The sequence below is a fragment of the Rhodococcus pseudokoreensis genome (assembly GCF_017068395.1).
In the GTDB taxonomy this organism is placed as follows: domain Bacteria; phylum Actinomycetota; class Actinomycetes; order Mycobacteriales; family Mycobacteriaceae; genus Rhodococcus_F; species Rhodococcus_F pseudokoreensis.
Window position 1 is genome coordinate 5,900,049 of the sequence record NZ_CP070619.1, and the last position, 14,596, is coordinate 5,914,644.

13 protein-coding genes are annotated in these 14,596 nt (G+C 68.3%); 3 read left to right on the forward strand and 10 right to left on the reverse strand.

Translation table 11 applies throughout. The features are described 5' to 3' along the window. The first annotated feature begins 17 nt into the window (after positions 1-17). Positions 18-1,490, forward strand: a complete 1,473-nt coding sequence (gene pyk, locus JWS13_RS32110; protein ID WP_206009351.1) for a pyruvate kinase — start codon at positions 18-20, stop codon at positions 1,488-1,490. Between the two features lie 135 nt (positions 1,491-1,625). Further along, positions 1,626-3,806: a malate synthase G gene (locus JWS13_RS32115; protein ID WP_206009352.1), complete on the forward strand. Its 2,181-nt coding sequence runs from the start codon at positions 1,626-1,628 to the stop codon at positions 3,804-3,806. A 50-nt stretch (positions 3,807-3,856) separates the two neighbouring features. Here JWS13_RS32115 and JWS13_RS32120 read toward each other — a convergent pair whose 3' ends face one another. From JWS13_RS32120 to JWS13_RS32160, 9 genes are all read right to left on the reverse strand, one after another. After that, on the reverse strand, positions 3,857-4,594 hold the full coding sequence (locus JWS13_RS32120; RefSeq protein ID WP_206009353.1) for an anti-sigma factor: 738 nt from the start codon (positions 4,592-4,594) through the stop codon (positions 3,857-3,859). Further along, the gene (locus tag JWS13_RS32125; protein WP_206009354.1) at positions 4,587-5,165 is read right to left on the reverse strand and encodes a sigma-70 family RNA polymerase sigma factor; all 579 of its coding nucleotides are present in this window, start codon (positions 5,163-5,165) and stop codon (positions 4,587-4,589) included. The genes JWS13_RS32120 and JWS13_RS32125 overlap by 8 nt, the downstream gene beginning before the upstream one ends. Positions 5,166-5,263: 98 nt before the next feature. Beyond that, positions 5,264-6,064, reverse strand: a complete 801-nt coding sequence (locus JWS13_RS32130; protein WP_206009355.1) for a DUF1295 domain-containing protein — start codon at positions 6,062-6,064, stop codon at positions 5,264-5,266. Beyond that, entirely contained in the window at positions 6,061-7,413 is a 1,353-nt protein-coding gene (locus JWS13_RS32135; RefSeq protein ID WP_206009356.1) for an SAM-dependent methyltransferase, read from the reverse strand. Before JWS13_RS32135 ends, JWS13_RS32130 begins: the two co-directional genes overlap by 4 nt. Then, positions 7,410-8,813 (reverse strand): class I SAM-dependent methyltransferase, encoded by a 1,404-nt coding sequence (locus JWS13_RS32140; protein WP_206009357.1) that lies wholly within the window; start codon positions 8,811-8,813, stop codon positions 7,410-7,412. The genes JWS13_RS32135 and JWS13_RS32140 overlap by 4 nt, the downstream gene beginning before the upstream one ends. Next, entirely contained in the window at positions 8,810-9,550 is a 741-nt protein-coding gene (locus JWS13_RS32145) for a DUF1365 domain-containing protein (protein WP_206009358.1), read from the reverse strand. Before JWS13_RS32145 ends, JWS13_RS32140 begins: the two co-directional genes overlap by 4 nt. Beyond that, positions 9,547-10,887 carry an NAD(P)/FAD-dependent oxidoreductase gene (locus JWS13_RS32150; RefSeq protein WP_206009359.1) on the reverse strand — a complete coding sequence of 447 codons (1,341 nt, stop codon included), beginning with the start codon at positions 10,885-10,887 and terminating at the stop codon, positions 9,547-9,549. The genes JWS13_RS32145 and JWS13_RS32150 overlap by 4 nt, the downstream gene beginning before the upstream one ends. Continuing rightward, the gene (locus JWS13_RS32155) at positions 10,880-11,527 is read right to left on the reverse strand and encodes an alpha/beta hydrolase family protein (protein ID WP_206009360.1); all 648 of its coding nucleotides are present in this window, start codon (positions 11,525-11,527) and stop codon (positions 10,880-10,882) included. The genes JWS13_RS32150 and JWS13_RS32155 overlap by 8 nt, the downstream gene beginning before the upstream one ends. A gap of 165 nt (positions 11,528-11,692) precedes the next feature. Continuing rightward, a complete protein-coding gene (locus JWS13_RS32160) occupies positions 11,693-12,358 on the reverse strand; it encodes a fasciclin domain-containing protein (RefSeq protein WP_206009361.1) in 666 nt (221 codons plus the stop codon). 161 nt (positions 12,359-12,519) lie between these two features. On the opposite strand from JWS13_RS32160, the gene JWS13_RS32165 reads away from it, so the two are divergent. Continuing rightward, complete coding sequence (locus tag JWS13_RS32165) at positions 12,520-13,122, forward strand: lipocalin family protein (protein WP_206009362.1); 603 nt, start codon at positions 12,520-12,522, stop codon at positions 13,120-13,122. On the opposite strand, the gene JWS13_RS32170 is transcribed toward JWS13_RS32165, so the two are convergent. Further along, entirely contained in the window at positions 13,101-14,582 is a 1,482-nt protein-coding gene (locus JWS13_RS32170; RefSeq protein WP_206009363.1) for an SDR family oxidoreductase, read from the reverse strand. The two genes, JWS13_RS32165 and JWS13_RS32170, sit on opposite strands and share 22 nt — an antisense overlap. Positions 14,583-14,596 lie beyond the last annotated feature (14 nt).

Sequence of the window (14,596 nt, forward strand, 5' to 3'; positions counted from 1 at the left end):
ACGGAATCGAAAATCCTATGACAGCAACAGTTTCCGAAGATATCCTGGTGGTCGGCCGGCAGGGCACTGCGTCGGCCCGGCGCGCGAAGATCGTCTGCACCCTCGGGCCCGCGACGGCCACCGGCGATCGCATCCGCGAACTCGTCGACTGTGGAATGGACATCGCCCGGCTCAACTTCAGCCACGGCGACCATACCGATCACGAAGCGAACTACCACCGGGTGCGCGACGCATCCGGTTGCACCGGCCGGGCGGTGGGCATCCTCGCCGACCTCCAGGGGCCCAAGATCAGGTTGGGGCGCTTCGCGGAAGGCCGCACCGTCTGGGCCGACGGCGACGTCGTGCGGATCACCGTCGACGAATGCGAGGGCACTCACGACCGCGTGTCGACCACCTACAAGCAGTTGGCCGAGGACGCCAGGCCGGGCGACCGGTTGCTCGTCGACGACGGCAAGATCGGACTGATAGTCACCGGCGTCGACGGCAACGACGTGGTGTGCCGGGTCACCGAGGGCGGTCCGGTCAGCAACAACAAGGGGGTGTCGCTGCCGGGGATGGACGTGTCCGTTCCGGCCCTGTCGGACAAGGACATCGCCGACCTCGAGTTCGCACTGCGTCTCGGTGTCGACCTCATCGCCCTGTCGTTCGTGCGGTCGGCGGCCGACATCGAACTCGTCCATGCCGTGATGGACCGGGTCGGCCGCAGGGTCCCCGTGATCGCGAAACTCGAGAAACCGGAGGCCATCGACAACCTCGACGCGATCGTGCTCGCATTCGATGCGGTGATGGTCGCCCGCGGCGACCTGGGCGTCGAACTGCCCCTCGAACAGGTGCCGCTCGCGCAGAAGCGAGCCATCCAGGTCGCCCGCGAGAACGCGAAACCCGTGATCGTCGCGACGCAGATGCTGGAATCGATGATCGAGAATTCGCGGCCGACCCGCGCCGAGGCGTCCGACGTGGCCAATGCCGTTCTCGACGGTGCCGACGCAGTGATGCTGTCGGGCGAAACTTCCGTCGGCAAGCATGTGATGGAGACGGTCCGCACCATGGGCCGCATCATCAGCGCGGTGGAGGAGAAGTCCACGCACGTTCCGCCGCTGGGGCACGTGCCGCGCACGAAGGGCGGGGTCCTGTCCTACGCGGCCCGCGACATCGGGGAACGATTGGGCGCCGCGGCCCTCGTCGCGTTCACCCAGTCGGGCGACACGGTGCGCCGGATGGCGCGCCTGCACACACCGTTGCCGTTGCTGGCGTTCACCCCGCTCCCGGAAGTGCGTGCTCAACTCGCGCTGACGTGGGGGACCGAGACGTTCCTCGTCGACCCCGTCGCATCGACCGACGAGATGATCCACCAGGTCGACCACGCGCTCCTCGGCCTGGGCCGGTACCAGCGGGGCGATCTGGTCGTCATCGTCGCGGGATCGCCGCCGGGCACCATCGGCTCGACCAACCTGATCCACGTCCACCGAATCGGCGAGGAAGACCACTGAACGGATGTGAAGTTGTAACCGTACGGCCGTCCGCTATTGACAGAACTCGATGGACACGGTTTTCTCTATGTCAAGATACGAAACTGTGTTTTCGCATCGTGGAAGTTTTGCCAAGTGCGGAAGGTGAGTCATTTCATGACTGAGCGTGTTGAGGTCGGCGGTCTGCAGGTCGCGAAGGTGCTCTACGACTTCGTGAACGAGGAGGCGTTGCCGGGGACTGGGATCGACGTCGACGGTTTCTGGTCGGGTGCGGTGAAGGTGTTCGAGGACCTGGCGCCGAAGAACCGGGCCCTGCTCGCCACCCGCGACGAGCTGCAGGCGCAGATCGACCGCTGGCACCGCGACCACACCGGCACCCCCGACCCGGCCGAGTACCGGCAGTTCCTGGCCTCGATCGGCTACCTGGTGCCCGCCCCGGCCCCGTTCGAGGTGTCCACGGCGAACGTGGACACCGAGATCACCTCGACCGCCGGCCCGCAGCTGGTGGTCCCGGTCCTCAACGCCCGCTTCGCCCTGAACGCGTCCAACGCCCGCTGGGGGTCGCTGTACGACGCCCTGTACGGCACCAACGCCATCGGTGAGGACGGCGGCGCGCAGCCGGGCACCTCCTACAACAAGGTCCGCGGCGACAAGGTCATCGCCTGGGCCCGCACCTTCCTCGACACCGCCGCCCCCCTCACCGGCGGCTCGCACGCCGACGCCACCGGCTACCGCGTCGACGGGGACACCCTGCGGGTGGAGTTGGCGGACGGCACCGTCACCGCCCTGGCCGACCCCGGCAAGTTCGTCGGCTACCTCGGCGACCCGGCCACCCCCACCAGCGTGCTGCTGCGCAACCACGGCCTGCACGCCGACATCCAGATCGACCCCACCTCCCCGATCGGCCAGACGGACCGGGCCGGGATCAAGGACGTCGTCCTCGAATCCGCGGTCACCACCATCATGGACTTCGAGGACTCCGTCGCCGCCGTCGACGCCGACGACAAGGTCATCGGCTACCGCAACTGGCTGGGCCTGAACCGCGGTGACCTGACCGAGGAGCTGACCAAGGACGGGAAGGCGTTCACCCGCCGGCTGAACCCGGACCGCACCTACACCGCCCCCGACGGCACCGACCTGACGTTGCACGGGCGGTCGCTGCTGTTCGTCCGCAACGTCGGGCACCTGATGACCACCCCGGCGATCCTGCACCCGGACGGCACCGAGGTCCCCGAGGGCATCCTCGACGCCCTGCTCACCTCCCTCTGCGCCATCCACGGCCTCACCCGGTCGGAGGCGTCGGGGCCGCTGGACAACTCCCGCACCGGATCGATCTACATCGTCAAACCCAAACAGCACGGCCCCGACGAGGTCGCGTTCACCACCGAACTGTTCGGCCGCGTCGAACAGGTCCTGAACCTGCCCGCCAACACGTTGAAGGTGGGGATCATGGACGAGGAACGGCGCACCACCGTCAACCTCGCCGCCTGCATCCACGAAGCCGCCGAGCGGGTGGTGTTCATCAACACCGGGTTCCTCGACCGCACCGGCGACGAGATCCACACCTCGATGGAGGCCGGGGCGATGATCCGCAAGGCCGCCATGAAGCAGCAGACCTGGATCACCGCCTACGAGGACTGGAACGTCGATGTCGGACTGGCCGCCGGCCTGCAGGGGAAGGCGCAGATCGGCAAGGGCATGTGGGCGATGACCGAACTGATGGCCGAGATGCTCGAGCAGAAGATCGGCCACCCGAAGGCCGGCGCGAACACCGCGTGGGTGCCGTCCCCGACCGGGGCCACCCTGCACGCCACCCACTACCACCAGGTCGACGTGTTCGCCGTCCAGGACCGGCTCAAGGGGGCGCCGCGGGCCACCCTCGAGCAGATCCTCACCATCCCCCTCGCCCCGAACACCGACTGGACCGAGCAGCAGAAGCAGGGGGAACTCGACAACAACTGCCAGTCCATCCTCGGCTACGTGGTCCGGTGGATCGACGCCGGCGTCGGCTGCTCCAAGGTCCCCGACATCCACGACGTCGCGCTGATGGAGGACCGCGCCACCCTGCGCATCTCCAGCCAGTTGCTGGCGAACTGGATCCGGCACGATGTGGTGACCGCCGACCAGGTCGTCGCCTCGCTGCAGCGGATGGCGCCGGTGGTGGACCGGCAGAACGAGGGTGATCCGACGTATCGGCCGCTGGCCCCGGACTTCGACACCAACATCGCGTTCCAGGCCGCGAAGGAACTCATCCTCGACGGCACCGCGCAGCCCTCCGGCTACACCGAACCGATCCTGCACCGCCGCCGCCGCGAATACAAAGCCGCCAACGCCTGACCCCCACGTGAGTGGCAAAGCGTGCGGGAGCACACTTTGCCACTCACGTGTCAGGTGAGGTTCACCGTCGCGAAGATGTCGCCCGTGGGCTGGGTGGAACCGCCGGGCGGTTCCACACTGAACCCGAGCGCCGTCGACTGATCGATGTCGTTCACGACCGCGGTCGTCGACGGTGCCACGTCGTCGGCCTCCATGATCCCGGCGGACACCGGTTCGTGGGACGGCCCGAGCAGCCACATCTGATAGACCGAACCGGGCTCGGGCGGTGGGACGTCGTTCATGACCAGCAGTCCGGCGTCGACGTCTTTGGAGTACACGACGGTCGCCGAACCGCCACCGGCGATCGGCGCTGCCGCCGTGCGAACGTCGTCGGCGGCGAGGATCTGCGCGGGCACGGGTTGGGTTTCGTCGCTCTGCAACTGCTGGGCGACGGTGATGCCACCGACGGCGAGGACGATCACCGCGGCCGCCGCACTGAGAGCGCCGAGGAGACGCCTGCGTCTGCGGGCACGAACCTCGTCGAGAGCCACCGGCGCGGGTGCCGAGGCGGTGCCGGGCAGGGCTTCGAGGATGCGCCCGAGCAGGTAGTCGGGTGGGTCGACCGCGGTGGACGCGGACTGGGCGGCCATCGTCTCCTGCACCCCGCGCACAGCGTTGTCGAACTCCAGGCGAACATGCGGCGGTGCACTCTGGATCGCGGTGTCGATCTCGAGGCGCTGCTGATCGTCGACGGCGTCGAGTGCATACACCTGAGCGAGGTCGAGGATGTCGTGCTGGGACTCATCCATCGAACTGCACCCCCAGACATTGCTTGAGCCTGATCAATCCGTCTCGAATTCGTGACTTCACCGTGGGAAGTGCCACCGACAACCGCTCCGACACTTCCCGGTAGGTCAGCCCCCCGTAATACGCGAGGACCACGGTCCGCTGCTGCACTTCGGTGAGCGTGCCGAGGCAGTCGACGACGTCGCTGGTGTCGCCGCGCCGGGTGACTTCCTCCGACACCGCGTCGAACGGTCCGTACCAACTCGAGGCGCCGTAGGCGGCTTCGCGTTCGGATCCGGACTGCTCGGACCGCACCCGGTCGACGGCGCGGCGGTGGGCGAGGGTGATCAGCCACGACAGCGGCGACCCCTGCTTCGGATCGAATTTCGCCGCGTTGTTCCAGACCTGCAGGTACACCTCCTGCGTGGTTTCCTCGCTGTATCCGGGATCGCGCAGCACCCGCAGCACCATGCCGTACACCCGCGCGCTGGTGCGTTCGTAGAAGTCGCTGAACGCATCCCGCTCGCCGCGCGCGATACGCGCCAGCAACGCCGTCAGCGTCACGTTCTCCGTGTCCCTGTCGACGCCGGTCATCGGCCCATTCCGTTCATCAATCCAAAGCCTAATAGCAGGCTGCGGCCGATGTGACCAGGACAGGACCCGGGGAGGGGCGAGCGATGCCGGCACGGTGCTCACCGCTTCGGCGGCAGGGGAAGGAAGTAACTGGTTCGCTGCTGGTATTCGGGGTAGCCCGCGCGCTGCGACATCGACTTCTCGAGCAGCCTCGCTCCCGTCGCGAACACCAGGAAATACGTCATGACCACGGGGGACAGCACGGTGACGGCGCCGGGCCACACGCTCGCCGCAATCAGCCACAGCCCCCACCACACGCAGGAGTCGCCGAAGTAGTTCGGGTGCCGCGTCCACGCCCACAGCCCGACGTCCATGATCTCGCCCTTGTGGGACGGGTCGGCCTTGAACGTCTTCAACTGGTGGTCGCCGACCGATTCGAACACGACGCCGATCACCCACAGCAGGACACCGAGCACCACGGCCACCGCGCCGACTCCGGATGCCGGACCGAGCACGGCCGACACCTGCAGCGGCAGCGAGACGAACCACTGCGCGAGACCCTGGGTGAGGAAGATCTTCCTGATGACGACGCCCGGCGAGTCGCCGCCGGCGCGGTCGAGCATCTCCTCGTACCGCGGGTCCTCACCCTTCCCGGCGGACTTGGTGTACATGTGCCAGGTCAGCCGCAGACCCCACACCGCGACGAGCACGAACATCAGCCACCGGCGGAGCGCGTCGCCGTCGCCGAGGACGGCGGCCACGAGCGCCACCAGCACGAAGCCGAGGCCCCACGTCACGTCGACGACGTTGTAGCGTCCGATCCTGCGGCCGACGAGGAACGTCGCGGCCTGCAGGACCGCGAGCACGAGCAGGCTCGCCGCGGTGACGGCGCCGAAATCCGACCAGTCGAACCCGTTCATCGGAGCACGCCGGAACCTGTGGAATCGACCCGCACCGCGGGGGTGGAGTCGACCTGCACCGCGGGGGTGGAATCGACCCGGGCGGCCGGCATCAGCGACTGACCCGCCGCGGTCGGCTTCACGGCCAGGATCTGATCGACACCCATGCGGCCCTGCGCGAAGCTCATCCCGCCGCCGACGAGGTACAGCCGCCACACCCGCGCCATCTCGAGCCCGACCATCGCGACGACGTCGTCCCAGCGGGACTCGAACTGCTCCAGCCACGCGTCGACGGTCCAGACGTAGTGCTCGCGAAGACCATGCACGTCGCGTACCTCGAGCCCGGCTCGTTCGAGGTACGCGACGCTCTCGCCGACCGGACGCATGGTCATGTCGGGAGCTATGAACGACTCGATGAACGGGCCGCCGCCGGGATGGCGTCCGGTGCGCGACATCTGCTGGATCAGCACCCGCGCACCGGGCTTCGCGTTGTCGTAGAGGGCCTGCGCGTACCGGGCGTAGTTCTTCTCGCCCACGTGCTCACCCATTTCGAGGGAAGCGACGGCGTCGAACGGCCCGTCGGGGACCTCCCGGTAGTCCTGCAGCCGGATCTCGACGCGGTCCTGCAACCCGCGTTCGGCGATCCGGTCGTCGATGAAGGCCTTCTGCTCGCGGGAGATCGTGACCCCGACGACCCGGGCGCCGTACGCGGATGCGGCGTGTAGGCTCAGCGAACCCCAGCCGCAGCCGACGTCGAGCAACCGCATGCCGGGTTCGAGTCCGATCTTGCGGCACACCAGGTCCAGCTTGTCCCGCTGCGCGTCCTCGAGCCGGTAGTCCGGATCATGTGGTGCGCCTGGCGCATTCCGGGTGAAGTACGCGCAGGAGTAGGCCATCTGCGGGTCCAGGATCATCGAGTAGAAATCGTTGGAGAGGTCGTAGTGGTGGCTGATGGCGGCGCGGTCGCGGAGCACGCTGTGCAGCCGGCCGCGGATGTTCGCCTGCGTGGCGGGTGCGGGGAGGGGGCCGCCCACGACGCCCAGTTTCGCGGCGACGCGCAGCACCTTCGCGATGGTCGACGGGCTCGGCCGCACTCCGCTCAGCCCACGCTCGCGGGCCACCGCCCACACGTGGGCCAGGGCCTCGCCCAGGTCGCCCTCGACGTCGATCTCACCGGTCACGTAGGCCTGCGCCGCCCCGAGTTCGCCCGGGCTCCACAGCAATCGGCGCAGGGCGTCGGGACTGCGCAGCACCACCCTCGGCGCCGTCGCCGGGCCGGCGGTGCTGCCGTCCCACGCGGTCAGGTGCACGGGCAGTTCGCCGCGGACGAGCGGACGCAACGCCTTGTCGAGTTCGGCGGCAACGGTCACGGTCGTGCTCCCGTCTTGTCGAGGACGAGCTGCTGGACGTCGATGTAGCCGGAGCGGAACCCGGCCTCCGAGTAGCAGAGGTAGAAATGCCACATCCGGCGGAACGTCTCGTCGAATCCGAGTTCCTCCGCCTGCGCGCTGTGTGCGGCGAACCGCTCCTTCCACAGCCGCAGCGTCTCCGCGTAGTGCTGTCCCATGCTCAGGCGTTCCCGCACCCGCAGCCCGGTGTGCTCGGCGGTGACGGATTCGATGGCCTCGGTCGACGGGAGGAATCCGCCGGGGAAGATGTACTTGTGCACCCAGGTGTAGGTGTTGCGGGTCTGCAACATCCGGTCGTGCGGCATGGTGATCGCCTGCAGCGCAACCCTTCCGCCCGGCGCGAGGAGTTTGTCGAGTACCCGGAAGTAGGTGGCCCAGTACTGGTGCCCGACCGCTTCGATCATCTCGACGGACACGATGGCGTCGTATTCGCCGTCGACGTTGCGGTAGTCGAGCAGGTCGATCTGCACGGCGTCCGAGTGTCCAGCCTCGGCGACGCGGCGGCGGGCCAGGCTCTGCTGCTCGCTGGACAGCGTCACGGAGCGGACCACGGCGCCGCGTTCCGCCGCCCGGATGCACAACTCGCCCCAGCCGGTCCCGATCTCGAGCAACCGGGTGCCCGCGCCGACGCCGGCCTCGTCGAGCAGCCGATCGATCTTGCGGCGCTGCGCGTCCGCGAAGTCGTCCCACTTCGGCGTGACCTGTGGGACGGGCGCCCGCAGGACGGTCACGTCCCGGACCTGCCCCACACGGGTCGGTGTCGACGGGAACAGCGCGCTCGAGTACGTCAGCGTCTCGTCGAGGAACGTCTCGAACATCTCGTTGGACAGGTCGTAGTGCCGGGAGATGTTCGAGCGGGTGTTCTGCTCGGTGTTGCGTTCCTGCGCGGGGTGTTTGGCGACATACAGTGCGCGCAACCGCTGCAGCGGGCGGGGAATGAGCGTCGCCATCCGGGAGGCGAACACGCTGAGCACCGCGGCGAGATCCGGCGACGTCCAGTCGCCGGCCATGTAGGACTCGCCGAATCCGATCAGGCCACTCGTTCCGACCCTACGGGCGAACGCATCGGGATTGCGGATGATCATGCGGGGCAGGATCTCCTGCTCCCGGCGCGCCCCCACCAGGGCGCCGTCGGGATACTCGATGCGGACGTCGAGGTCGGCGGCCGCGCGGCGGAACAGCCGGTCGGCGACCTTCGCCGACGCCGCGGCACGCACACCGGTCGGCACGTCGGCCAGCCCGGGCCAGATCCGGTTGTCGATCCGCGGGTCCTCGACGGTGAACTCCCCGTCGATGAACCCCTCGTCGGCCGTGTTCACGGCAGGCGACCCGTCCGTGTCGATGTCCTTGTTCCTTCTCACTGAACTGTCTCCTTCTGACGGCCGTCGGGCCGGGCCATGACGGGGAGTCCACGGGCCCACAACGTGATTCCCTGGATGCGGATACGAGCCGACACCACGAGAGGTGCCAGGGGAGTGCGTAGTTGAGTCCTCAGAACGGTTCGGCTGGTGGCCGGTTGCCGCGTCCCTCGCACCGTCGCGGTGAACGGTCCGTGCCCGTCCCGGTGGAGAACGACGTTCAGGGAGAGCGTGTCGCCGGGCTCGGGGAACCGCATGTCGTAGCGGCCGCTCACGTCGTTGAACGGTGAGACGTAGAACTGCTTGTCCACCTCGGCGCGGTCGTCGCCGTCGGGCCGGATCAGGTAGCCGTGCCGCTGACCGTACGTGTTGTGCACCTCGGCGATCACGCATCGCAGGCTGCCGTCGGCGTCGTGGCACCAGTACACACTGAGCGGGTTGAACACGTAGCCGAGCACCCGCGCGTTGACCAGAGCCGTGACCCGGCCGCCGCGGAGGTCGACTCCGTGCCCGGCGAGGAACGCATCCACCCTGCTGCGCAGCGTGTCCGCGGCGGCGGCAGGATCCGGTTCGAAGTGGTCCGCGGCGCGGAATCGGGCGAACGGTCCGAGCCACCGGGGGAGGCGCGGAAGGGCGTCCACGTCGACGTACCAACTGTAGCTCGTGTACTCGAAACTGTTGCGGACCGGTTCGGTGCGCGCGTGCCGGATCCTCGTCGAGTAGATCGCCGGCGCGGTCATGACACCGTCTCCCGTTCGTGGGGCCGGGCCGTCCGCGCATCCCACGAGCCGCCGATGCGTTCGGCGGCGCGCAGTCCCGAGAGCGCCCCGTCCTCGTGGAACCCCCAGCCGTGGTAGGCGCCGGCGAAAGCGAACGTGCCGGAACCGAGTTCGCGCAACCGCGACTGCGCCGCGACGGAATCGGGGGTGTACACGGGATGTTCGTACGTCATCTCCGCCACGACCTTCGACGGGTCGACGAGGTGCTGCCCGCCGAGAGTGACGAGGAACCGCCGGTCGCGCACGGTGTCGAGGCGCATGAGCCGGGTCATGTCGTAGGTGACGACGACACCGGCCGCGTCGGTGCTGTCGGCGGGAGTCAGATAGTTCCAGGAGGCCCGGGCGTGCTCGGCGCGGGGCAGCAGCGACTCATCGGTGTGCAACTGTGCGTGGTTCACCGAATACGGCATGGCGCCCAGGATCTCCGCCTCGAGATCGGAGGCGTCGCCGAGCATGGCGAGCGCCTGGCGCGGGTGCACGGCCACCACGACGGCGTCGAAGTACCGGACGTCGCCGCGGCCGTCGACCACGCACGTGCCGCCGTCCGGGGTGCGCTCCACCTGCTGCACGGGGGTGTCGAGAAGAATCTCGTCGACGTGTGCCGCGACCTTCTCGACGTAGCGGGCGGACCCGCCGGTCACGGTGCGCCAGGTGGGTGAACCGAAGACGGTGAGCATTCCGTGGTGGTCGAGGAAGGTGAACAGGTAGCGGGCCGGGTACTGCGCGGCCGTCGCGGGATCGCACGACCACACCGCCGCGACGAGCGGGGTCATGAAGTGCTCGACGAAGTACGGGCTGAAACCGTTGCGGCCCAGGAATTCACCCAGCGGTTCCTGCCCGCCCGACTCGCCGGCCGGGGTGTCGAGCACGGTCCGGGCGCACCGGTGGAACCGGAGGACCTCGCCGAGCATGCGCCAGTAACGCGGCCGGGCCAGGTTGCGTGTGGTCGGGAACAGCCCGCGCAGGCCTTTCGCACCCGCGTACTCGAGCCCGGTCACGTCGGACCGGATCGACATCGACATGTCGGAATCCTGGGTGGCGACGTCGAGTTCGGCGAACAGCCGCAGCAGGGTGGGGTAGGTACGGTCGTTGTGCACGATGAAGCCGGTGTCGACATCCACCTCGGTGCCCGAGTCCAGCGTCAGGTGGTGGGTGTGGGCGTGGCCGCCGAGACGGGCGTCGGACTCGTAGAGGGTGACGCGGTCGTAGCGCGACAGAACGTAGGCGGCGGTCAACCCCGCGACGCCGCTGCCGATCACGGCGACGTTCCTGCGTTCCAGCTTCTCCGAATCATGCATGGCGACCTGCTTTCCGGTCTGTCGGTGCGGCGACGACACCTTCTGCGGCGAAGGCGTCGAGAACGAAGTCGGCGGTGATGCGGTGCCACCACCGCGGCCGGGTGAGCATGAAGTGGCCGGCTCCGGAGAGCGGATGCCAGGAGGCGTTCACCCCGCGCGCCAGCGCCTGTTCGGTTTGGACCCGGGAGGCGACGGGGTCCGTCCAGCGGTCGGCGGTTCCGTGCGCGACCATCAGACTGCGGTCGGCGGGCACCAGATCGCCGTCGGATTCGGGCCACCAGGGTGCGAGGGCCGCGATCGCCCGCACGTTGTCGAGGCCGGCGAGATGCGCGGCTACGCGGCCGCCCATCGAATGCCCGACGACGGCGACCGGGACGTCCCCGAACCGCAGTCGGGCCCGCTCGAGGGCCATCCGGGCGTCGTGCACCGGGCTGGCCTCGGGGGCGTTCCATCCGCGGACCCGGTACTGCAGTCGCTGCACGGCGATGCCGTGGGGTCCGAGCGTCGACCGCAGGGACCGGGCCAACCAGATCATGCGCAGGTTCGACAGGTGCCAGCAGCGCGACGGATCCTGACTGCGTGGTTTGCCGCCGGGCAGTACGAGCACGTATGCCGGGGCGGTCGGTGAGCCTCTGTCCATATCAATTATTCGGAGCTGACTTTGAATCGGATGGGCGGACCCCGGCACCCGCACGTGAGTGGGAAAGCGTGCCGGATCACGCTTTCCCGCTCACGTGGGGCAGCCCGGCGACATCGGTGTGGAACCGATGCCGCCGGGCGCGGTGAAACCTCGAGACGTGGGTGCCTACTGGGGCATCAGGACGGAGTCGACCATGTACACCGTGGCGTTGGCGGTCTGGACGCCGCCGCAGATGACGCCTGCGTCGTTGACCTTCAGGTCGTCACCCGAACCGGTGACGGTGACCGTGCCGCCCTCGACGGTGGTGTGCTCGCCGGCGATGTCGCTCGGCGCGATCTGGCCGGGGACCACGTGGTACGTCAGGACCTTGGTGAGCAGGGCCGGGTCGGTCTTGAGGGTCTCGATCGTGGCCGGGTCGACCTTCGCGAACGCGGCATCCACCGGCGCGAAGACCGTGAACTGCCCGCTGTTCAGCGTGTCGACGAGGTTGACCTGCGGGTTGAGCTGACCGGACACCGCGGCGGTGAGCGTGGTGAGCATGGGGTTGTTGGACGCGGCCGTCGCAACCGGATCCTGCGCCATGCCACTGACCGAACCGGCACCGTCCGGCACCGTCTTCGCGTACTCGGCGCAGCCCGGACCGACCAGGTTGGCGGCAGGATCGGCCATCGCGGACGAGGTCATCGAACCGGACGACATCGACTCGGACGTCATCGCCTCCGAAGCGGAGCCGCTGCTGGACGAGCCGCTGTCGTCCGACGAACACGCCGCGCCCAGCAGGACCAGCGACGTGCTCGCGGCGACTGCCAGGACTCGTGTGGTGATCTTCATCAGAAATTGCCTCTCTCCGGTGTGGGTGCGGGGGAGCACCATCGACAGGCATTCGGAGCAGTCCCCGAAGCGGATGGGTCGAAGGTTTTCCGCGGATCGACCCATCCGATCCGGGTGGGGCGCCGAATGCCCTGAAAGGGCACGAACGCGAAAGGGCAGAGATGACATTTTCGAAGGCACGTGGATTCGCCGCAGGACTGTTGGCGGCCGCAGCGTCCGTGGTGCTGGTGGCCACGCCGGCCCAGGCTCAACCCGGTGCGCTCGCCCCGGTTCCGTCCCTCGACATCCAGAGGTACCTCGGCACGTGGTATCAGTTGGCCGCTGTGCCACAGCCGTTCAATCTCGACTGCGCGCGGGACACGAGGGCGACGTACGGACTGCTCGACCCGTCGAACGTCAGCGTCGCCAACTCGTGCACCACGTGGGCGGGTGGGGCGAACGGAATCAGGGGCAACGCGCGCGTCAACGATCCGGTCACCAATGCGCAGCTCCACGTGAGTTTCCCGGACGTGCCGTTCCAGAGTTCGGCGGACGGACCCACCAATTATGTGGTCACGTACATCGCCGACGACTATTCGTGGGCGCTCGTCGGTGACCCGGCCCGGCTGTCGGGTTTCGTGCTCTCCCGCACCCCCGCGGTCGACGACGCGGGGTGGAAACAGATCCGGCAGGTGGTGGAATCGCGTGGCTACAATTCGTGCCTGTTGCTGACGTCCCCGACCACCGGTGGCAGAGAGGGGATTCAGCCGCTCTGCACGGTCTGACGGGCTGCCGACCCGGTGATGTTCTCCATCATGCCTTTGAAGATGATTCCGTGGAACGGCAGGATCGAGTACCAGTACAGCCGCCCGGCCAGACCCTTCGGGAAGAAGATGGCGCGCTGATCGAGCCGGGACCGGTCGGGATCCACACTGTGGACGGTCCATTCGAGCCACGCCCCGCCCGGTGCCCGCATCTCGGCGCGCAGCCGGAGCAGCGACCCCCGGTCGATGCGTTCGACTCGCCAGAAGTCCAGGGGGTCACCGGTGTTGAGCTGCTTGGGGTTCCGGCGTCCACGCGTGAGCCCGACGCCGCCGACGACGCGGTCGAGCCAGCCGCGCACGGACCACGCGAGGGGGAACGAGTACCAGCCGTTCTCACCGCCGATGCTCTCGACGACGGTCCACAGAGTTGCGGCGTCGGCGTCGCAGTCCTTGGTGCGTTCGTCGGTGTAGACGACCTCACCAGCCCAGTCGGGGTCGGACGGTAGCGGATCGGAGGGGGCGCCGACCGGGGACGCACTGGCCCACGTCGTCTCCACCTCGCCGTTGTCGATGCGCCGCAACGCTAATCGGACGGCGTCCGGGTACGTCGTCAGGCCCGCCTTCGGCGGCGGGATGACGTCGTCGATGTCGTGCTCGCCTGCGACGGCGTCGTTGTGGAGCGATTCGATCAGTGCCCGCCCGAGTGAGCGCGGGATCGGGGTGACCAGCCCGATCCACAGGCCTGCGAGTTTCGGGGTCAGCACCGGGAGGACGAGGATGCGACGCTGACGCAGACCGGCGACCTCGGCGTACGTCTGCATCATCTCGCCGTAACGGAGGACGTCGGGGCCACCGATGTCGAACGTCCGACTCTGCGGCAACGGCGCGTCGGCCGCGGCGACGAGGTAGTGCAGCACGTCGCGGACGGCGATCGGCTGGATCTTGTTGTTCACCCACCGCGGCGTCGTCATCACGGGGAGCCGGTTGGTGAGGTGGCGGATCATCTCGAACGATGCCGAACCGGAGCCGATGACCACCCCGGCCTGCAGAACCATTGTGGGGACACCGGAGTCGATGAGGATCCGTCCCACCTGGGTGCGGGACCGCAGGTGCGGCGAGAGATCCGCCGAATCGGGATGCAGTCCGCCGAGGTAGACGATCCGGCCGACACCGGCCGTGCGGGCCGCCTCGGCGACGTTCTCCGCGCTGATGCGTTCGGCCTTCTCGAACTCGTCCGACCCGCCCATCGAGTGCACGAGGTAGTAGACGACGTCCATGTCCGCGAAAGCGGCAGAAAGGGATTCGGGGTCACTCAGATCGCCGCGAGCGATGTCGACGTCGGACGCCCACGGAACGTCGGTCAGTTTCTCCGGTGAACGCACCAGCACCCGCACCCGGTGGCCGGCTTGCGCGAGCCGGGGAGCGAGGCGTCCGCCGATGTATCCGGTGGCGCCGGTGACCAGTACACGTAACTGCGTCATTCCCACACGCTACC